21 protein-coding genes are annotated in these 19,885 nt (G+C 60.4%); 5 read left to right on the top strand and 16 right to left on the bottom strand.

Annotated elements, in window-relative coordinates:
• Positions 1 to 44: 44 nt before the first annotated feature.
• Genes AC0VX3_RS06915 through AC0VX3_RS06925 form a run of 3 tightly spaced genes read left to right on the top strand, consistent with a single transcriptional unit; the run spans position 45 to position 3,251 of the window.
• Entirely contained in the window at positions 45 to 662 is a 618-nt protein-coding gene (locus AC0VX3_RS06915) for an NAD(P)H-dependent oxidoreductase (RefSeq protein ID WP_475524081.1), read from the top strand.
• Entirely contained in the window at positions 662 to 2,563 is a 1,902-nt protein-coding gene (locus tag AC0VX3_RS06920; protein WP_475524082.1) for a monovalent cation:proton antiporter-2 (CPA2) family protein, read from the top strand. The genes AC0VX3_RS06915 and AC0VX3_RS06920 overlap by 1 nt, the downstream gene beginning before the upstream one ends.
• Positions 2,564 to 2,579: 16 nt before the next feature.
• Complete coding sequence (locus AC0VX3_RS06925; RefSeq protein ID WP_475524083.1) at positions 2,580 to 3,251, top strand: DsbA family oxidoreductase; 672 nt, start codon at positions 2,580 to 2,582, stop codon at positions 3,249 to 3,251.
• Between the two features lie 143 nt (positions 3,252 to 3,394).
• Here the strand turns inward: AC0VX3_RS06925 and AC0VX3_RS06930 are convergent, their stop codons facing one another.
• The 11 genes from AC0VX3_RS06930 to AC0VX3_RS06980 all read right to left on the bottom strand — a co-directional run bounded on the left by AC0VX3_RS06930 (position 3,395) and on the right by AC0VX3_RS06980 (position 14,218).
• Positions 3,395 to 5,296, bottom strand: coding sequence for a beta-galactosidase (locus AC0VX3_RS06930; RefSeq protein ID WP_475524084.1), 1,902 nt, complete (start codon positions 5,294 to 5,296; stop codon positions 3,395 to 3,397).
• A 144-nt stretch (positions 5,297 to 5,440) separates the two neighbouring features.
• Positions 5,441 to 6,280 carry an SMP-30/gluconolactonase/LRE family protein gene (locus AC0VX3_RS06935; RefSeq protein WP_475524085.1) on the bottom strand — a complete coding sequence of 280 codons (840 nt, stop codon included), beginning with the start codon at positions 6,278 to 6,280 and terminating at the stop codon, positions 5,441 to 5,443.
• Between the two features lie 5 nt (positions 6,281 to 6,285).
• A complete protein-coding gene (locus AC0VX3_RS06940) occupies positions 6,286 to 6,900 on the bottom strand; it encodes a 2-dehydro-3-deoxy-6-phosphogalactonate aldolase (protein ID WP_475524086.1) in 615 nt (204 codons plus the stop codon).
• On the bottom strand, positions 6,897 to 7,817 hold the full coding sequence (locus tag AC0VX3_RS06945; protein WP_475524087.1) for a 2-dehydro-3-deoxygalactonokinase: 921 nt from the start codon (positions 7,815 to 7,817) through the stop codon (positions 6,897 to 6,899). Before AC0VX3_RS06945 ends, AC0VX3_RS06940 begins: the two co-directional genes overlap by 4 nt.
• Positions 7,814 to 8,578 carry an SDR family NAD(P)-dependent oxidoreductase gene (locus AC0VX3_RS06950; protein ID WP_475524088.1) on the bottom strand — a complete coding sequence of 255 codons (765 nt, stop codon included), beginning with the start codon at positions 8,576 to 8,578 and terminating at the stop codon, positions 7,814 to 7,816. Before AC0VX3_RS06950 ends, AC0VX3_RS06945 begins: the two co-directional genes overlap by 4 nt.
• Before the next feature lie 63 nt (positions 8,579 to 8,641).
• Positions 8,642 to 8,839, bottom strand: coding sequence for a GH36 C-terminal domain-containing protein (locus AC0VX3_RS06955; protein WP_475524089.1), 198 nt, complete (start codon positions 8,837 to 8,839; stop codon positions 8,642 to 8,644).
• Positions 8,784 to 10,718: an alpha-galactosidase gene (locus AC0VX3_RS06960; protein WP_475524090.1), complete on the bottom strand. Its 1,935-nt coding sequence runs from the start codon at positions 10,716 to 10,718 to the stop codon at positions 8,784 to 8,786. The genes AC0VX3_RS06955 and AC0VX3_RS06960 overlap by 56 nt, the downstream gene beginning before the upstream one ends.
• Complete coding sequence (locus AC0VX3_RS06965; protein WP_475524091.1) at positions 10,715 to 11,563, bottom strand: carbohydrate ABC transporter permease; 849 nt, start codon at positions 11,561 to 11,563, stop codon at positions 10,715 to 10,717. The genes AC0VX3_RS06960 and AC0VX3_RS06965 overlap by 4 nt, the downstream gene beginning before the upstream one ends.
• 1 nt (position 11,564) lies before the next feature.
• Positions 11,565 to 11,918, bottom strand: coding sequence for an MmcQ/YjbR family DNA-binding protein (locus AC0VX3_RS06970; protein ID WP_342892868.1), 354 nt, complete (start codon positions 11,916 to 11,918; stop codon positions 11,565 to 11,567).
• A complete protein-coding gene (locus AC0VX3_RS06975; RefSeq protein WP_475524092.1) occupies positions 11,915 to 12,856 on the bottom strand; it encodes a carbohydrate ABC transporter permease in 942 nt (313 codons plus the stop codon). The genes AC0VX3_RS06970 and AC0VX3_RS06975 overlap by 4 nt, the downstream gene beginning before the upstream one ends.
• Before the next feature lie 102 nt (positions 12,857 to 12,958).
• Positions 12,959 to 14,218, bottom strand: a complete 1,260-nt coding sequence (locus AC0VX3_RS06980; RefSeq protein ID WP_475524093.1) for an ABC transporter substrate-binding protein — start codon at positions 14,216 to 14,218, stop codon at positions 12,959 to 12,961.
• Between the two features lie 118 nt (positions 14,219 to 14,336).
• On the opposite strand from AC0VX3_RS06980, the gene AC0VX3_RS06985 reads away from it, so the two are divergent.
• Both AC0VX3_RS06985 and AC0VX3_RS06990 read left to right on the top strand, forming a co-directional pair.
• The gene (locus AC0VX3_RS06985; protein ID WP_475524094.1) at positions 14,337 to 15,125 is read left to right on the top strand and encodes an IclR family transcriptional regulator; all 789 of its coding nucleotides are present in this window, start codon (positions 14,337 to 14,339) and stop codon (positions 15,123 to 15,125) included.
• Positions 15,126 to 15,151: 26 nt separating this feature from the next.
• The gene (locus tag AC0VX3_RS06990) at positions 15,152 to 16,213 is read left to right on the top strand and encodes an ABC transporter ATP-binding protein (protein ID WP_475524095.1); all 1,062 of its coding nucleotides are present in this window, start codon (positions 15,152 to 15,154) and stop codon (positions 16,211 to 16,213) included.
• Between the two features lie 286 nt (positions 16,214 to 16,499).
• Here the strand turns inward: AC0VX3_RS06990 and AC0VX3_RS06995 are convergent, their stop codons facing one another.
• From AC0VX3_RS06995 to AC0VX3_RS07015, 5 genes are all read right to left on the bottom strand, one after another.
• Positions 16,500 to 16,934 carry a hypothetical protein gene (locus tag AC0VX3_RS06995; RefSeq protein ID WP_475524096.1) on the bottom strand — a complete coding sequence of 145 codons (435 nt, stop codon included), beginning with the start codon at positions 16,932 to 16,934 and terminating at the stop codon, positions 16,500 to 16,502.
• Between the two features lie 157 nt (positions 16,935 to 17,091).
• A complete protein-coding gene (locus tag AC0VX3_RS07000) occupies positions 17,092 to 17,778 on the bottom strand; it encodes an Nmad2 family putative nucleotide modification protein (protein ID WP_475524097.1) in 687 nt (228 codons plus the stop codon).
• A 4-nt stretch (positions 17,779 to 17,782) separates the two neighbouring features.
• Positions 17,783 to 18,280: a TIR domain-containing protein gene (locus AC0VX3_RS07005; protein WP_475524098.1), complete on the bottom strand. Its 498-nt coding sequence runs from the start codon at positions 18,278 to 18,280 to the stop codon at positions 17,783 to 17,785.
• A 311-nt stretch (positions 18,281 to 18,591) separates the two neighbouring features.
• Positions 18,592 to 19,368 carry a dCTP deaminase domain-containing protein gene (locus tag AC0VX3_RS07010; protein WP_475524099.1) on the bottom strand — a complete coding sequence of 259 codons (777 nt, stop codon included), beginning with the start codon at positions 19,366 to 19,368 and terminating at the stop codon, positions 18,592 to 18,594.
• A 1-nt stretch (position 19,369) separates the two neighbouring features.
• Positions 19,370 to 19,876 carry a hypothetical protein gene (locus tag AC0VX3_RS07015; RefSeq protein WP_475524100.1) on the bottom strand — a complete coding sequence of 169 codons (507 nt, stop codon included), beginning with the start codon at positions 19,874 to 19,876 and terminating at the stop codon, positions 19,370 to 19,372.
• Between the last annotated feature and the right edge of the window lie 9 nt (positions 19,877 to 19,885).

Genomic DNA, 19,885 nt, shown 5'->3' on the forward strand with positions numbered 1-19,885 from the left:
GGAACATCCGGTTCGTGACCTGCACAGCCTACGGGGGGGATCCCTTGGCCGAAGTTCTTGTTCTCTTCACGCATCCACGGCCCGACCGGTCGGAAGTCAATCGGCCCCTGTATGAAATCGCGCGAAACGTGGAGGGGGTGACCGCGGTCGATCTCTACGGCGAGTACCCGGATTTCGATATCAATATCGACCGGGAGCAGGGGCGCCTGATGGCGCATGACGTGATCATCTTCCAGCATCCGCTTTACTGGTATTCCGCCCCTGCGCTCCTCAAGGAATGGCAGGATCTCGTTCTGGAACACGGGTTTGCCTATGGCCTTCACGGGACGGCCCTGCAGGGAAAGGTCCTGCTGAACGCGGTCTCGACAGGGGCCAGGCCGGCGGACTATTCGCAGACCGGCGTGAACCGGGCCGAGCTGCGCAGCCTGCTGGCACCGTTCGAAAAAACCGCCGACCTGTGCGGCATGCGCTATCTGGCGCCCTTCGCTCTCTTCGGCGCCGGCCGCGCGCTGGAGGAAGACCGGCTCCAGGAGCACCGCAAGGCCTATGACGACCTGCTCAAGGCGCTGGTCGCCGACCGGTTCGATCTGGACAAGGCCGCCGCCGCCGCCGTTCTGAACGATGTTCTGGACGCCTGTATCACCAGTGGGGAGATGCACTGATGGGGCTGCTCAACGAAGCCTTTGTCTATCTCTGCGCCGCGGTCATCGCGGTTCCGGTCGCCAATCGTCTCGGCCTCGGGTCGGTGCTCGGATATCTTATTGCAGGCGTGGTGATCGGTCCCCTCATCGGCATCGTCGGTTCGGAGACGACCGAGGTTCAGCATTTCGCCGAATTCGGTGTGGTCATGATGCTGTTTCTGGTCGGGCTTGAACTGCAGCCCGCGATGCTCTGGAAAATGCGGCAACAGTTGATCGGGCTCGGTGGCCTGCAGGTCACCGTCACCACAGCGGTGTTTGCCGGGATCGGGATTGCCTTCGGACTTGCCTGGCAGTCCGCGCTGGCACTCGGCATGATACTGGCCCTGTCGTCGACGGCGATCGTCCTGCAGACGCTCAACGAAAAAAGCTGGCTCAAGACGCGGGGCGGGCAAAGTTCGTTTTCCGTCCTGCTGACCCAGGACATTGCGGTCATTCCCATGTTGGCGGTGCTGCCGCTGCTTGCAATCGGGGTCAGTCACGACGGCATTGACGGTTCGGGGACCAGTGCGGGGAATGGTGAGAGCGCCGGTCATGGCGGCGAAGCCCTGGCAGCGTTGCCGGGTTGGGCCCAGGCGCTGGTGATCCTGGTGGTTATCGCGGCCATCATCATTGCGGGGCGGCACCTGTTGCGCCCGGTCTTCCGCTTCATCGCGGAAGCGCGCCTGCGGGAGATCTTTACTGCGACGGCGCTGCTGCTGGTCATCGGCATCGCCCTGTTGATGGATTTCGTCGGGCTGTCGCCGGCGCTGGGAACATTTCTTGCCGGCGTGGTCCTCTCGGACAGCGAATACCGTCATGAGCTGGAGGCCGACATCGAGCCTTTCAAGGGATTGCTGCTCGGCCTCTTCTTCCTGACGGTTGGCGCCGGGATCGATTTCGAGCTTCTGTTCGGCGCACCGCTCATGATTTTGGGACTGGTCATCGGGTTGATGACGGTCAAGTTCGCGGTGCTGTTCGCGCTGGGGACGCTGTTCCGCCTGCAGGGCGCGGATCGTTGGCTGTTCGCGCTGGGCCTTGCCCAGGCCGGCGAATTCGCCTTCGTGCTGTTCGGCATCGCAAGCGGCAGCGGTGTCCTGGAACAAGGCCTCCTGCAGACCATGACCCTGATCGTTGCGATCTCGATGCTGCTGACGCCTGCGTTGTTCATCTTCCATGAGAAGGTTGTGGCACCGCGCGTCGTGGCACAGTCGGACCGCCAGCCTGACACGATCGACAGCCGGGGCCGGGTGGTGGTCGCGGGCATGGGACGGTTCGGCCAGATCGTCTCGCGCATGCTTTTGACCAGCGGCTATGAAGTGGTCATTCTGGACCACGAGCCCCAGACCATCGAAAATCTCAGCCGGATCGGTATCCGCACCTTCTTCGGCGATGCCACCCGGCCGAACCTTCTGCACGCCACCGGGCTGGAAGAGGCGGATCTGTTCATCGCCGCGATCGATGACCGGGACAAGCAGACGCAGATGGTCGAGCACGTTGCCAGAACCTATCCCAATGTGAAGATCCTTGCCCGGGCCAGGGATCGCCACCATGTCTACGAACTGGAAAATGTCGGGGCGCATCATGCGGAACGGGAAATCTTCGAGGGGGCGCTGGCGCTCGGGCGGCGGGCCTTTGTCGAATTGGGGCACCATCCCTTCCACGCACGCGTCAGGGCACGGGAGTTCCGCAATCACGATGTTGCGATGCTGGACGCGCTGCGCGAAAATTTCAATGACGGCGGTGTCGACAATTCCTATATCGACGCAATGCGGGCACACTCCGAAACGCTGAAGGAAATCATGCGGGTCGACCGCGGCAACAACCGGCACACGGGCGCGGACCGGGGCTGGAACCCGCCGCCCAAAGGCGATGCGTCCCTGTGAAACGGAAAGGAAAACCATGACGGACATCACCGACCTCGACATGGACGAGGTGTTGCAAATCGACATCGTCTCCGATGTTGTCTGCCCCTGGTGCATCGTCGGGTTCAAGCAGCTTGAACAGGCGATCGCGGATACGGGCGTATCCGCCGCAATCAAGTGGCATCCGTTCGAACTCAATCCGGACATGCCGGAAGACGGCGAGAACCTGCGCGCGCACATCATGCGCAAATACGGCTCGACTGCGGAGCAGTCCCGGGAAGCGCGCGAGCGTCTGACCGGACTGGGGGCCGGGCTCGGGATCGATTTCAGGTTCACCGACGACATGCGCATGGTCAACACCTTCAAGGCGCATCAACTGCTGCACTGGGCCGGGCCGGAGGGCCTGGAGCACCCGCTGAAAATGGCGCTGTTCGACGCCTATTTCAAAGACGGCAGGGATGTCAGCAACATAGAGGTTCTCGCCGACATCGCGGGGGCCGTCGGGCTGGACCGGCAGGAAGCCATCCAGGTTCTTCAGGACGCCCGTTTTGCCGAGGCCGTGCGCGAGGAGCAGGGCTTCTGGACCGAGAACGGTATCCAGGGCGTTCCCGCCGTCGTCTTCGAGCGGCGCCACCTGATCACAGGCGCGCAGGGCGCCGAGAACTACGCGGCGATCATCCGGCAACTGGTCGACAACGAGGCCACCTGAGGGGCGCTGCCCGCCCAAGGCGTCTCATCCGTCCGTCCCGGCGATGGGGCAGCCGGATCCGGACAAGCCGTGCGTCGTTCGAGGCGTACCGGTCCCGCGTCGGGCCGAGGCCGGTTGGCCGGACGGCTTGGCTGGCAATCAGCTCACGTCTTCTCAAACAGAACCCCGGCTCCCTCGATCCGGCCGGCAGGCGTGTCCGCCGCTTCGGCGCCGTAGTTGGTCCAGATCCTGAGCCCGCCCGTGTCCCGGCAGCGCACGCCGTCTTCAAGGTCCACCGTTGCGATGCCGGCGGCGCGGCAGAGGTCTGAATACATCCGCTTCAGGGCAATGGCGTCGGGACATCCGCCGACATAGGTCAGGTGGCCGGAGCGCAGGGCTGCGGGCTGGCCGTCATCGAGCTCAAGCACGATGTCGGCGGCGCCCTCCAGTTCCTCGCGGTACCCCGTGAAGGCACCGCCGCCCTTCAGCGGCATCGGCATGTCGGGACGCAGGCTTTCCACGCGCGAAACCGTCACTTCCAGCCCCGGCATGTCCGGCGGCAGCGGCACCGGGATCACCATGTCGGCGTTGCGCGCTGCCGTGCGCGGTCCCAGAACAACATGCGCATCTGCTTCGGCCAGCTCGTTTTTCAGGTCCTGTGGCATGTAGACGAGGCCTGGTGCGGCAATGATCTTGTAGCCGGAAAAGTCCCGTGTCTCACCGCGCAGGATGTCGACGGACAGGCCAAGTTTGCGCAGGGCCCTGTAGGTGTCGAAGACGAGCTGGAAGTAGCTCAGGTCCTTGCCGTGCGGCTGGGTGGTCCAGGCAAAATCGGCGTCATAGTCGAAGATCAGGGCGACAAGCGCTTGCGGTGCCGAGACATCCGGCGCATCGCGCAGTTCGTCCGCGACCTGACGCGCCTCGATCAGGGCAGGTGCATCCGCATTGTCGGGGCGCAGCATGCCGGCATGCATTTGCTCCTGGGCAAACGGCGCCTGCCGCCAGCGGAAGTAACACACGGCCTCCGCGCCATGGGCATAGGCCTCCCAGGCCCACAGCCGCATCATGCCGGGAAGAGGCGCGGGATTGTACGGTGCCCAGTTCACCGGACCGGGCTGCTGTTCCATCACCCACCAGCGGCCTTTGCCGACGGCCCGGTAGAGATCGTGGTGGAAGGCCTGGAAATCCGGATCGCCCTGTCGCGTGAAGGCGCGCTTATGGGCGTCGGTTGCGCCGACCCTGTCTTCCAGAAATCCGAGCGGGTAGCTGTCCCAGGTGGCGATGTCGAGATCGTCGCCGACCCTGAAGTGATCGAAATCGGTGACCCGGCCCATGTAGTTGTGGCTGACCGGTGCATTCGAGTGTGCACGGATGATATCGACCTGCCGCCTGTTGAAGGCCACCACCTGGTCGGAGGAAAAACGCCGGAAGGCCAGTGTGTGCGACGGGTTTGCTTCCGTCACGGTGAGGTTGGGCAGGTCGATCTGGTCAAAGGAGGCGTAGTCCATCGACCAGAAGACGTTGCCCCAGGCGCGGTTGAGCGCGTCGATGGTGCGGTACCGGTCGGCGAGCCACGTCCGGAAGGCCTTTCGGGCCGCTTGGGAATAGGACAGTGTCGTGTCGTGGCAGCCGTATTCATTGTCTGTCTGCCAGGCGGCCACATGCGGATTGTCGCCGTACCGCTCGGCAATCAGCGATGTGATGCGATCGCTCTCGCGCTGGTAGCCCTGGTGGGAAAAGCAGTAATGCCGGCGGGATCCGAACTTGCGCGGCTGGCCGCTGGACTCCACCGCGATCATGTCCGGATGCCTGTCGATCATCCAGCGCGGCGGCGTGGCGGTCGGGGTGCAGAGCACGACCTTGAGGCCGGCCTGGCCGAGGGTTTCGATCGCCCGGTCGAGCCAGTCGAACTGCAGATCTTCCGGGGAGGGTTCCAGCCGCGACCAGGCGAATTCGCCGATGCGGACCCAGGTCAGTCCCGTTTCCACCATGCGCCGGGCATCGGCCTCCCAGATTTCCTGCGGCCAGTGTTCCGGGTAATAGCAGGTGCCGAGTGTGCGTTTCATGAGTTCCGCTCGCTGGTTCACGGGCGGGCTTGTCCGGGCCGAAAGCTGCCGCCATGAATTCTGATGGTGTGCCCGCGCCGGCAGGGATGCAGGAGCCGGTCGGGTGTGGTTGGTCGTTCCTGTGTCAGGCCTTCCGGGCGCGGATCACAGAACCACCCGGTGTTCGACTTGTCCACGCACGGCTGCTTCACTGAGCCAGGTCTTGCCGTCGACCGCACCCGACAGTCCCTCTGCGGCGGAGGTCGCGAACAGGGTTTTCAGATCGTCTCCGCCGAAGGCCGGGCAGGTGATCTGGCTTGCCGGCAGTTTGATCTCTTCGACGAAACGGCCGTCCGGGGCGTAGCGCGCGACGCGGCCGGCGCCCCATTGGGCGTTCCAGAGGTACCCGTCGCTGTCGACCACGGCGCCGTCGGGATTGAGATCCCCGGCGGCGAGGTCAACGAAGGTCTCCGGCGCGCCGCTGGGCCAGCCGTCGGGGTCGAGCGCCACCTTTTGAATGACCTGCGTGGCCGTGTCGGCGAAATAGGCGGTCCGGCCATCGGGTGAAAAACAGATGGCATTGGAGATGGTCACACCGCCAAAAAGCCTGCGCAGCTCGCCCTTGTGAAAGCGGTAGATGGCGCCCGCGGCCTTTTCGGCGTTGATGCCCATGGTGCCGATCCAGAAGCCGCCTTTTGGATCGGCGCGGCCGTCATTGGACCGCGTGACCGCATCGTCCGCCTCCAGATCGCAGACCTTGGAGGAGACTTCCGTCTCCAGGTCGAACAGGAACAGCCTGCTCTGGCTGGCGATCAGGAGTTCGGTCCGGCTCACCCAGCCGGCGGCGGAGACATATTCACCGAATTGCCAGGTGCGGGGCGTGCCGTTGGCCCGGCTGAGCAGACGGCGGTTCAGAATATCGAACCAGAAGAGCTGCCGGCGTTCGGGATGCCACAACGGACCTTCTCCCAGCCGGCATGTGCGGTCGTCGAAAACTGTGCTCATGACCTTCACCTGCTGTTCGCAACCGCCGCATCGTAGGCGGCGACGATGTCCTGCGCCCGCCGGCTGACTTCGGCGACCGTGAAACCGGGTTTGTAGAGCGCGGTGCCGATGCCGAAACCGGTGACGCCGGCCTGGATCCAGTCCGCGAAATTGTCCGGACCGGCACCACCGACCGCATAGGTCCCGGTGCCATTCGGCAGGACCGCGAGCATGGCTTTCAGGCCAGCCGGTCCGATCAGGGAGGCGGGAAAGAACTTGAGGCCGTCCGCGCCGGCGCGCAGGGCGGCGAAACTCTCGGTCGGGGTCATGACACCCGGAAAGGACGCCATGCCGGCGGTCTTGGTGGCCCGGATGACCTCCGGGTTGCAGTCGGGCGACACGACCAGCGTGCCGCCCGCTTTCTTGACACTTGCCACCTGCCCGGGTTCCAGAACGGTGCCCGCGCCAATTTGTGCCCGATCCGAGAAGGCCGAGGACATCGCCGCGATGCTCGTGAACGGGTCCGGCGAATTGAGCGGGACCTCGATGCGCGTGATGCCGGCGTCGATCAGGCATTCGGTGACGGGCAGCGCCTCGTCCGGGGTCAGGCCCCTCAGGATGGCAATCAGGTTGCGGCTCATGAAGATACCTTTGCATGGGAAGAATAGGCGAGCGCAAGCCCGCGCAGCGTCAATGCATCCGCGTCGAGCAGACGGGCCTGGCGGCCGAGGCATGACAGGGCGGCGCGATAGGTTTCGGCGAGACCGCCATTGCCAAGGATCGCAACGGGCTGATCGGTCAGGTCCGCGCGCACCGCGGCAAGGTCCGCTCCAATCAGCAATCCGGACAGGCGTCCCCTGGCGGCCTCCGGGCTCAGCCCGGCAATGAGGCCCGCCGCCCGTATGCCGAAGAGATCCGACAGGAGCTGTTCAGGTTCCAGGGCACCTCTTTCGACCGCCTGCCGGAAGGCGGTCATGTCCATGTCCCGGTCCGACAGACCGTGGCTCAGAACGGACCGTTCGGACAGGAGCGCGAACAACTCACCGGTGATGCAGGTTCGAAACGAGATGAGGCGGCCCTTCTCCAGGATAGCCCATTTGGTATGGGTGCCCGGCAGGCACAGCAGGCCGTTGAAGTCCGGCTCTTCAGCCAGGAAACCGGCTATCTGGGTTTCTTCGCCGCGCATGACATCCGCCGGGTCAAGCTGCTTGATGCCAGGCAGGATATGCACGTCGAGCCTCGCGTCGCCGGTCGCGACCGGGGTCGAGTTTTCCAGGGACGGCGGCGTGCAGGGGGCCGCCACATAGGGGGCCTCCGCCCAGCCCTGACGGGATCCGGCCATGCCGCAGACGATCACCGGGGTGGGTGTCCCCTGTGGCAGCAGATCGCCGATCAATTCCAGAAGTGCCGCCTCAAAGTCTTCCCGCTCAAGCGTTCCCATGCCTTTGGCCGAGTGCCGATGGGCGCGCGTGCCGCCTTGGCTGTCCAGGGCCCAGACCCGCAGATTGGTGGTGCCCCAGTCCGCCGCGATCCAGGCGGTTCCGCCGGCGTCGGTCATCCCGTCACCACGACACCGCCGTCGACCACGAGCGCCTGACCGGTCATTGCCCTGCTGGCCCTGGAGGCAAGGAACAGAACCGGGTCGACCATGTCCTCGGGTGCCAGCTCGCTCTTCAGGCACTGCCGGTCGATATGGACGGCGAGCCCTTCCGGCGTCACCCACATGTCCTTTTGCTTCTGGGTCAGGACCCAGCCCGGCGCGAGCGCGTTGACGCGGATGTTGTCGGGGCCGAATTCGCGCGCAAGGCTGCGTGTCATGCCGTTGATGCCGGAATTGGCCGTGGTGTAGGCCGGATAACCGGCATTGCCCATCATGTAGGAGATGGAAGAGAAGTTGATGATCGAGCCGCCGCCTGCGGCGCGCATGCCGGCGATCACGTGCTGGCAGGCGAAGAAATAGGCCTTCAGGTTGATGGCCTGGGACCAGTCCCAGAAAGCCTCATCGACCTCCTCGGTCTTGTGGCGCTTGTCGTTGGCGGCGTTGTTGACCAGCACCGCAACGGCTCCATGGGCCTCGGCCGCCGCGTCGATGGCTGCCTTGAGCGCGGTCATGTCGGTGATGTCGCAGGGCAGGAACAGCGGTCGCCGGCCGTGCTTTGCTTCCATGTCGTCGCAGAAGGCGGACGCGTCGGAGCGCTGAACGAAGGCGACTCTGGCCCCCTGGGCCAGAAAGCCGTCAGTGAGGGCGGCGCCGATGCCGGAACCGCCGCCGGTGATGAAGACCGACGTGTCTTTGAGATCCGGAAAATTCGCGTACATGGACGGTCCTCTTTCATGTGGCTGCGGCAACGCCGCGCCGTGGGGTGTGCGAGCGCGGTGCGCTCAGAGCTTCCGGCCTTCCAGCACCCAGACCGTTTCCGGGAACCGCCAGGGAAGGGTGAGACCGTGGGACATGAGATATTGCCCGCTGGCCTCGAGAGGGCCGTCTTTCAGGAGCGGCGCCCCGCGCGACAGGCGTGGCGCGTCATCCCGGTTTGCAAGTGCAATCCGGTAGGTTGCAGACGGATCCAGTCCCGTCAATCGCAGGGCGCGGGGCAGGATCTGATCGGAACGTCCGGGTCTGGGCGGCGAAGACCGCGAACCGGCTGCCGTCTTCGGCAAGCTGCTGTTCCGCGATGACCGCCGGATCCGGGCTGTCGAGGCGCAGGATGTCGGCGTGCATCATCCAGTCGCGGTTGTTCTTCCACCAGTCCGTCACCTTGCGCAGCGTTGCCGCTTCGTCGTCGCCAAGTTCGCGCGGATCCATCTCGAAGCCCATGTGCCGCTGGGCGGCGGTCCAGGCGCGCAAGGCGATGTCCAGTGTGCGCCCGGAGGTGTGACAATGGCGAGGCCCGACATGGGAGCCGGTGACGGAAGACGGCAGGAACAGGGCGGCGTCATGCTGGATACGCTGGCGTTCCAGGGCGTCGTTGCTGTCGGAAAGCCAGACCCGCTGGGTGCGCTCCAGAATGCCGAAGTCGATGCGCCCGCCACCGGACGAGCAGCTTTCGATCTCCACGTCCGGAAATGCTTCGCGGAGCCTGTCCAGCAGCGCGTAGAGCCCCTCGGTCTGGGCCGCCTCGACAACGGGCAGCACCCTATTGTGGTCCCACTTGATGTAGCCGATGGCGTTGTCCCGCAGGAGCGCGGCGATGTGGTCGAAGAGGTAGTCGCGCACATCCTCGCGTGCCATGTCGAGCACGAGTTGCTGGCGGCCGCGGATCTGGTCGGCCGGGCCGAGCACCCAGTCCGGATGCGCCCGGTAAAGATCGCTGTCCTCGTTGACCATTTCCGGCTCGAACCAGATACCGAATTCCAGGCCGAGCGCCCTGACATGGTCGATCAGCGGGCTCAGGCCGTCGGGGTATTTGCGGGCATCGACGATCCAGTCGCCCAGAGAAGTGGTATCGTCGTCGCGGCGTCCGAACCAGCCGTCGTCCAGAACGAAGCGTTCCGCGCCCAGGTCCGCTGCCCGGGTGGCGATGGCCTTGAGGTCGTCGAGCTTGTGATCGAAATAGACGGCTTCCCAGCAATTGTAGTGCACCGGACGCGGCGACCTGGAACCCGTGACGATGTGCTCGCGCAGGTGCCGCTGGAAACGGACCGCCGCGCCGTTGAGGCCCGAGCCCGACCAGGTGGCATAGAGCGGCGCGCTGGCAAAATGACGTCCCGCCGCGAGCGATCCGGACGCATGGCCGAACTGGACCTGGCGGCGGCCGTCGGCCAGTTCCTCGGCCACCGAGCGATGCCCGCCCGACCAGCCATAGTGAAAGGCGAAGGCCTCGCCTTGCGTGTTGGATGTTCGGCCGTTGCAGGCGATCAGTCCGGGAAAATGGGCATGGTCGGTGCGGCCGGTGCGGTTGTCGCGCAGCCGCGCTCCGGGGGCGAAAGCCAGCCGCTGTGTCAGGAACTCCGCGCACCAGCGGCCGGAAAATTCGATCATTTCATCGGTGTGCGCGGGAACCAGCAGAACCGGCGCGGCCAGCCAGTCGACCTGGATGACATCGGAGCTCTCAAGGCAGGTCTGCAATTTGAACAGGGAGGTGTCCGGCGTCAGCGTCAGGTCGAAGATCAGGGTCAGACCGAGAGCCTTGTCGGCGAATTCCAGCATCAGACCGTGCTTGGGAGCGGCTTCACTGGCGAAGCGGAAGGAGGGCGACAGGACCTGGCCGTCCCGCGTTTTCGCGCTCAGGCCGGTCTGTCCCGGAAAGGTGTTCGAGGCTTCCGGGCAGAGGCTGAGCGGGGCGTTCCGGTCGATCATGCCTCCGGTCACGTCCGCGACGGAGGCTTTGGTGAGGGTCTCCAGATTCTCGCCCGCTGGCAGTGCGGCGCCCCAGTAGACGACTTCGGGCAGGCCGCCGCCGAAGCTGGCGAGGACCAGGCTCTGGTGAGCGTCGTTGAGGCACCAGGTCCTGATCACTTCACCGCCCCGAGTGTCAGGCCGGCGATGAAGTGTTTCTGCATCAGGAAGAACATGGCGACCGGGGGCAGCGCCGCGACGAGGGAGCCGGCGCTCATCAGGTGATAGGCGGCGCGGTACTGGGCGTTGAAGGAGGTGATGCCGGCGGTCACCGGCTGGCTCTCGACACCCTGGGTCAGCACCACGGCCCAGAAATAGTCGTTCCAGATGAAGGTGAAGATCAGCACGGACAGGGCGGCGATGGCCGGTTTCATCAGCGGCAGCACGACAAACCAGAAGATCCGCCATTCGGCGATGCCCTCGACCCGCGCCGCCTCGATCAGCTCGAAGGGCAGCGCACGGATGAAATTGCGCATGAACAGGGTGCAGAACCCGGTCTGGAAGGCGATGTGGAACAGCACCAGTCCGGTGATGGTGTTGTAGAGGCCCATCTGCAAGGTCAGATCACGGACCGGCACCATCAGGATCTGGAACGGCACGAAGTTGCCGGCCACGAACATGAAGAAGATCCAGATATTGGCCCTGAACTTGTAGATGCCGAGGGCGAAGCCGGTCATGCAGGACAGGGCGACAGCGCCGATCACCGTCGGGATGGTGATCTTGAACGAGTTCAGCAGGTAGTACGGCATGTCCGAGCCGGTGAAGACCAGCGCGTAGTTGGCGAAGCCCTGGAAGGAGGACGGCCAGCCCCAGTAGTTGGCGTTGGCGAAATCGGAATCCGGCTTGATGGAGAAGATTGCAACCGCGATCAAGGGCAGCAGCCACAGGATCAGCGCCAGCGGCAGCAGGGTCTGGTAGCTGATCTGCCAGGCACGCGATGTGCGTTCGATGGGTGTCGGAAACATCTTAAGCCTCCTGTCTCGCTGTGAGGCTGGCCTGCAGCTTTTTTGTCAATGAGGATCGAATGAGGTCGTAGGACATTTCGAGACGATGGCGCATCTCGTCCTCCGGAGTGTCCCAGTCCAGCCTGACCCAGCTCTTGTGAAAGTAAGGCGCGCGCCGGGCAATGCCCGCGTCGATCAGCATGGCCGCTGTCTCGACGTCGCGGCACTTCACGGAGACGCCATCGCCGAGGGAGCCGATGCAGGCGAACATCTTTCCGCCGATCTTCCAGGCGTCGTGTCCGCCTCCCCAGGGGTCGGAGAGCTCCGCACCGGGAAACCGGGCACATATGTCGTTAACGAGGTCCCGGCCTGTCATCGAGCGCGCTCTTCCTTGAACATCGACCACAGGAAGTAGGCGATGAAGGCCAGCATGATCAGGAACAGCACCACGGCGATGGCGGCGCCATAGCCCATGCGGAAGCCGTATTCGGAAAGCGCCACCTCGAACATGTAGAAACTGAGCACCCGGCTGGCGCCATAGGGGCCGCCGTTGGTCATGATGGAGATCAGGTCGAAGGAGCGCAGCGCACCAATGATGGTCACGACGAAGGCGATGAAGGTGGCGGGGCGAAGCTGCGGCACGATGATGTACCAGAGCATGCGCCAGCTCTTGGCGCCGTCGAGGCGTCCGGCCTCGATCTGCTCGGGATCGACGGCATTGAGGCCCGTCAGATACAGGATCATGCAATAGGCGGTCTGCGGCCACAGGCCGGCGACGATGATGCCGACAGTGACCCAGTTCTCGTCGCCCAGGACGCTGATCGCCGGCAGGCCGAGCGCGCCGAGCAGAACGTTGAGGATGCCGAAGGTGGGATCGTAGAACCAGGTGAACACGAGGCCGACAACCACCTGCGAAATCACGAAGGGGAAGAAGAACAGCGACTTGTACAGCCGGATGCCGGTCACCGTCTGATTCAGGAACAGGGCGATGAACAGTCCGGCGGGCACGGCAAGCAGGTAGAGCAGCAGCCAGATGACGTTGTTCTTGAGCGAGGTGTAGAACGCGTCGTCCCAGTAGAGTTCCTCGTAGTTGGTGAGACCGACAAATTCGGCCGTGCCCAGCCCGTCCCATTGGTAGAGCGACAGGTTGAACGACTGGAAGATCGGAAAGATCACGTAGAACAGGAAGAACAGGATCCCGGGCGCCAGGAACAGCCAGGGTGTCAACTGCTGCTGATTGCGATGCCACCAGGAACTGTGCCGGGGTCTTTGCCCGAAATTCCGGGGGTCGTCGCTGACGGACGCTTGGGCCATTTTGGAACTCGTGTTGGGTCGGGAGGCCTCGTTCGGGCACCGGAGGACAAAAGGGCAGGGACAGGGCGCGGAGGCTCCCTGTCCCGTTCCGGCCGACTGGGCCTATTTGTTGATGCGCTCGCGGGTGCGGTCGAGGCGGGCCAGGATCTTGTCCAGATTGTCCGGCTTGACCATGAACTCCTGCAGGCCTTCCATGGCAACCTTGGCCATTTCGGCCGGGGCGTCACGATCGAAGAACTGGGCAACGCCGCCCGGAGAATTCGTGGACAGCATTTCGAAGCCCTGCTCGAGGAACTTGTCGTTGTCCACGGACGACTTGGCATTGACCGGCAGCTGGCCGAGATGCTTGCCGTCGTTGATCCAGGTCTGCACGTCCGCCGAGGCCATGAATTTCAGGAACTCGCGGGCGTTTTCCTTGTTGGTCGCGTTGGCCGGAATGTGGAACGTGTCGGTCGGCGCGTCTTCCGCCTTTTCGACGCCGGGCGTGATTTCCACGAACTGGTAGAAATCGATCTGGTCGTCGGTGAGGCCCGCATCGCGCAGCGGCGCGACGGCGAAGTTGCCCATAAGGTAAGCGGCCGCATCGCCCTTGACCATGAACGGCAGGGCTTCCTGCCAGGAGTAGGTCTGGTGGTTGTCGATGAAGGCGCCCATGTCGATGAGCTCACGCCAGTTGGCGAAGGTCTTGCGGACTTCATCCGACTGCCAGGAGGCCTTGCCGGTGAGCAGGTCCATGTGGAAGTCGAAGCCGTTGGTGCGCATGTTCATGTAGTCGAACCAGCCGCCGGCGGTCCAAAGGAACTTGGTGCCGATGGTGTAGCACTTCTTGCCGGCGTCGAGGATCTTCTGGCAGTTGGCCTTTTCCTCTTCCCAGGTCGCCGGCTCGGTGAGGCCCAGCTCGTCGAAGATGTCCTTCCGGTAGTAGACGCCCCACTGATAGTAGGTGTAGGGCACGCCCCACTGCTTGCCGTCGATGGTCATCGCGCCCTTGGTGGAGGCCAGGTTCTCGCCGAGTTCCGTGCCGTCCCACAAGTCGGAGACATCCTCGAACAGACCTGCTTCCACGTAGGGACGCATGCGGTTGGCCGCGTACCAGGTGGCGACATCCGGCGCGTTGGCGGTCAGGAAGTTGCGGATCTGGGTCTTGTAGGCTTCCCGGTCGATCACCGTGGTCTCGATGGTCAGCTCCGGGTTCTTCTCGCCGAACTGGGCAATCATCTCTTCCATGGTCGCGCGCGGCGCCGGGTTCGATGTGTCCAGGAAAATCTTGAGATCGCCGGTCAGGCCGTCGGCGGATGCCCCGCCAAGGGTCGCCGCCAGAACGGCAAGTACCGCTCCGGACGTTTTCAGCATGGAACGCATGGTGTCCTCCCTAGTTGTTCCATTATGTGAAACTTAGTTTTGTATATTGATACTTTGATCCGGCCGGGTTACGTTGTCAACAGGTCCGGCACAAAGAAACGGACCGCCGGAGGAGAGCATGAACAAGCAGGTGGGCGGAGCTGGCGGCGACGGAACGGTCGGCAAGGCTCTTGAGGTTCTGGACCAGGTGGCGGCTGTCGAACGGCCGGTGCGGTTTTCCGAACTTCTTGGCGAAAGCCCGCTTCCCAAGGCAACGCTTTACCGTCTGCTGCAGACGCTGGTGAGCCAGGGAATGCTGGCCTATGACGTTGATCAGCAGACCTATACCCTCGGCATCCGGCTGGTGCGCCTTGCCCATGCGGCTTGGCGGCAAAGCTCGATCGCGCCGATCGCGCGGCCCTTTCTGACCGCACTGTCGGAAACGGCCGGCGAGACGGTACATCTGGCGCAGCTCGACAGCGGCCAGGTGCTTTATGTCGACAAGCAGAACCCCTCCAACGCCGTCGACATGTTTTCCCAGGCCGGCAAGGTCGGCCCCGCCTATTGCACGGGCGTCGGCAAGGCGCTGATGGCCTTCATCGATCCGGGCGAGCTCGATCATGTCATCCGCAAGCAGTCGTTCTATGCCTATACGCCCGCAACCCTCGCCAGCGAGGCCGCCCTGCGCACTGAGCTGGATACCATCCGCCGCGACGGCGTCGCTTTCGACCGGGAGGAACACGAACCCGGCATCATCTGCATCGCCGCGCCGATCCTGAATTCGAAGGGCCGGCCGGTCGGCGCCCTGTCGGTGACCACATCCACACAGCGCAAGAGCCTGGAAGAGCTGAGCGAGGTGCGTCCGGCACTTCTTCAGGCCGCTTCCGACATTGCCGCGGCAGTCGAGGACTGGCAGTTCCCCGCCTGAGCCATATTCCAGGGAGTTAACGTTTCATGTCCGGTGTCACACTGACGAAGGCCGTCAAGAAATACGGCGATATGCAGGTCATCCACGGGGTCGACCTTGCAATCGAGGACGGCGAGTTCTGCGTTTTTGTCGGGCCAAGTGGCTGCGGCAAGTCCACGCTGCTGCGTATGATCGCCGGGCTGGAAGAGACGACCTCGGGCGCGATCGGCATCGGCGGCCGCGACGTGACCCGCATGGACCCGGCCGAGCGCGGCATTGCCATGGTGTTCCAGACCTACGCGCTCTATCCGCATATGAGCGTTGAGGAAAACATGGGCTTCGGACTGAAGATGAACTGCCATCCGAAGGCCGACATTGAGGCCAAGGTCACTGAGGCCAGCCGCATCCTCAAGCTCGACCCATACCTCAAGCGCAAGCCCAAGGCGCTGTCCGGCGGCCAGCGCCAGCGCGTCGCCATCGGCCGCGCCATCGTGCGCGGGCCGGAAGTGTTCCTGTTCGACGAGCCGCTGTCGAACCTGGACGCGGAACTGCGCGTCGACATGCGCGTGGAGATCGCCCGTCTCCACAAGGACATCGGCGCGACGATGATCTATGTCACCCACGACCAGGTCGAGGCGATGACCCTGGCCGACAAGATCGTAGTGCTGCGCGGCGGCGTCATCGAGCAGGTCGGCTCGCCGATGCAGCTTTATTCCGACCCGGACAACAAATTCGTCGCCGGCTTCATCGGCTCCCCGGCCATGAATTTCGTGGAAGGCATCGCGGGTGAGGGCACCGTGACCATCGCCGCCTTCGGCGGCACCACTGTGCCGACTTCCGTCGCCCTGCCGCCGGCCGGCGAAAAAGTCCTCGTCGGCCTCCGCCCCCAGCACCTCCATGTCACCCCGGCCGCCGACGGCGCCCGCGTCGACCTGTGCGAACAGCTCGGCGGCGTGGCCTATTCCTATCTCGTGTGCCCGACAGGGGAGCGGGTAATCGTGGAAACGAAGGGGGAGGAGGCGCCGGTGTCGGAAGGCACGGTTGCGGTGCGTTTTGAGCCCGGGGCGGCGCTGTTTTTCGATGCGGAGACGGAGGGGAGATTGCGGTGAGGGGGCAGGCAGTGGAATTCCCAACGGACAATGCGGTGTGGGGCGTGTGCCGTTTCGAAGATGGGCGTAATCCGCGCACCGGCCCTTAGACTTTAAATTGAAATCTGTCTAACTGGTCTCACAGAACTGTCTACATATGAACACGAAAGCGCCGAAAAAAAGTAATCGGGTCGCGATTTTCTTTGATAGAAGAAATGTCCATGATGCACACTTTAATTCAAAGTGGATTCAATCGTCTGGAATTTCTTAAATTTTAGGCGGTAGCTATTTCAACAATTCCTTACTGTTAAACGCCTTTGGAAATAAGAACAGCGATTGCTCCGAAGGATGATATAATCGCCACATAGAACCAGCTAACTGACCACGACAACGCTACCACTACCACTGACTTTGAGTCGTTCAAAAATGGGGCTGCCTCGAGACTATACGCTTCAATCTCTTCACCTCGTCGAACGTGATCATAGAGTTGTCGATAGGCTCGTTCAAGGCGGAGATACTGAGCGTCCATCAACCAAAAGATCACAATTGGAACGATAGCTGCAACTGCGTAGTAAAGAGATGGCTGGTTCGCGGAGGCCATAGCTGCTACGGCAGCACTTCCAAATGCGGCCGAAAGAGCTTTCAAAGTGAATGAATTGGCACCCATCCTTGTGATCACGCCTTGCAGCATGGTTAGATGTGCAATTCTAATGCTTTCAGATTGTTGATGAATTTCTGTCATTTCATGACAACTTGCGTTCGTCACTGTTTCGGGCGACGAGTACAGCTTGTACCTCTGATCGGACTTTCACTTTTTTGATCTCGATTACAATTACCACTTCTAAGCTTGGCTGATGAAAAAAATTGTCGTCAAGAGAATGCGTCTGTAATTGTACCATCTAAAGCTTTTGTGGTTCTACAATCTCATTGATGATCTTATTGGTACCTGCCGAGTATCTAGCTGTACTGTCTCGAAATTGAAAAGGTTCACCGAGGGTTGTGCCGACTAATCCTTGAATTTTTTTATCGAACCAGGCAAGCAATTCTTTTGTATTCGTTTTGGAGAAAACTCTGTGGCCGATAGCGTTTCTATAGCCCATTGCGTCAAAGATCGGCTCTGGAACTTCTGGAGCGGCTGCACCGAAATAAACGAAATGGCTGGAAATCAAAACCTTATTGGTTTTGGTATCGGTTTCGATGTTTGACTTGTCCGGCGATCCGTCAGGATGACTGTGGTGCGAATTTTCTTGGTCCCAGGGTTCATCTGGACCCGCGCGATGATAAATATTGTCACCAAGCATCATCACTCTGCTGCCATTCCGAACCGGTCGTTTCGCTAAATAGCGAGGATCAGACCAGTATTCTTCGAACGACAGCGTCTCTGTGACCCGCATGCCGAATATACACCGACCGGTTGCTTTCAGGCGTGAACCACCAACGCCGAACACCCAGTCTCCAACTCGCGAAGTTGATCTTATCCGGTATTTACAGCATGCGAGTGTGCAGACTCCGTGAAATGGATTGGGGGCAAATCCAAAATCACGATCGACGACATAAACGTAAACTCTGGGATGTCGAGTGGTCATTAACTTAACAACGAGAATTTAAACCGGTAATTGCAGCTTGCCGCAACCCGCCTCCCGGCTCTTCGAACCGGTTATTCCGTCCCTCAATCGCGTTGACGACGCTCTCAGTGTCCCAATTGACGATAGCGTGCCCGAAGTCGTTTAGTGCTTGAGGCATATCCGCTTCTTTCCCGCCTTTTAGATAGACGCCAACGATTCGTTTCCCTAGTCGGTGAGCCTGCTCTATTTCCCAGTTGACCCAGCGTCGCGTGTGAGTCTGAGCCCCAATCAAGACCACAACCGTCGATGCCCATCGCATCTTCATCCGCAATAAGCGTTTTATTGTTGCGTCCTTTACTCTTCCTTGCTCGACACGGCGTTCATTGGCCGGTTTCATACGAACGGATGAATTTCGGACTTGGTAATCCCCACGCCCCAACATTTGTGTGAAGGTGTCGACACTTGCGTCATCCCGATGATGATGACTGATAAAAACATTTTTTGACGGCATGATCTCCTCCATGCCACATTATGCAACCTCTGATAATATGAGTGACTTCTATAGTTGTATCAAGATGAAATGTTCTCATCCTGTATCTTAAGACCAGAACTATGATCGCTACAGTGGCGTTTAGTGGGGTCATTCTCAATAAATTTTTAGAATAAGAGTGCAGAGTTTTGCGAATTTGCAGTTCTATCTGGGTAAATTTCGGCTACAAAATGTAGTATTTGTATTTAATCTTCAAAAAAGTGAATGATTTGCCATAAATAAATTCAGATAATTCGCAATAAATATGTTTAATTTCATAATTTTCCTATAAAATCATTGTTGGTCTAATTGTTTGTTTCTGATTTTTCTTTATCTGTAGCGATATTTACTATCTCTTCGGCTGGATTAAGAAAATACTCCTTTATTTCAGTTCCAATTCCTGCAAGCAAAGGAAAAACTATCGTAAATACAGTAATGGCCATACCAACCGTAAGAGCTGTCAATATTGCATTCCAAACGGTTGAAAGAAAATCAGTGGTAGATTTTTGCTGCGCGAAGTTTGTGTTCACTTTCGCATCTAGGGCTCTAAGTTTATCGTTGATGGATTGTAGGGAGTAAATCTCCTTACTCATACCACGTATTAGTTCGTTACCAATGTCTACCTTTCCGCTTCCTTTAAAAAGGTTCTCCTTACCGGACTTTTGATCTAAATCTGCAAACCAAATTTTGAATATTTCGTCCCCTTCGCAGATTTGTAGTGGGGAAGGGCTGGCATTAAATACAGCATAGATAAGCTTACCTTTGTAACCGGGGTCGACGTGAAAACCTGAAACGTTGATTAGCCCATTGAATTTGATTCCAGTACGCATTGAAATGAATGCCATAGCATTTTCGGGAATATTTAATTCTTCACTAGACATTAAATAAGAGAATTGCCCAGGAGGTATAATGAAGGGCTGTCCAGGTTGAAGATATATCTTGGTTCGATCTTCTCCAGAGCCGGTTACGAAATAACAATTTCCCATTTTAAGATTATAAGCATTAGCATCGACCTGTGCGGAGTCGAATTTTTCTACGACAGATCGATTTTCAAGAATTTTTTCGCCAGACCAGAATGTCATCTTATTCAGCAATATAAAATTGGCGAGCCGCAAGTTCTGCTCTTCGGGAGCTCAACGCGGTTTCGATGTCTAGATTGTTTGTTTTAACCGCAGAGAATACCCAATTCATGATGTCTTGATTGGATGCTCGAGCAATGGAAACGAACTCTTCCATGTGATCAATTTTCTCGCAGGCGTCGGCAAATCGTCCTGCAGCATCCGCTAAGGGCTTCAAGCACTCATTTTCGAAGTCAGCATAAAGCTGATTGTCGCTAGGGTAGTCAAGTCTTTGATGAAGAGTGTTCGCTGCACTTAGGCATACCAGAGCCGTGTCAACAACCGTTCGCTCGACTGAAATGGTTTCAGTTTCACCGCGAGCAAGACGTCCCACGTACTTAGCAAAATGAAGACCATAGTGTTTCAGTCGATCGTTTTTGTGTAGGCATGCTATGTCTGTATGATTCCTTTGGTCGTGGCGATGCTGTACGCTTTGCCACTTCAGAAGAATATTTTGTTCCTTATTGAGCATTTCTGTTTT

This window comes from Roseibium sp. QJM3NY_11 (genome assembly GCF_056173175.1).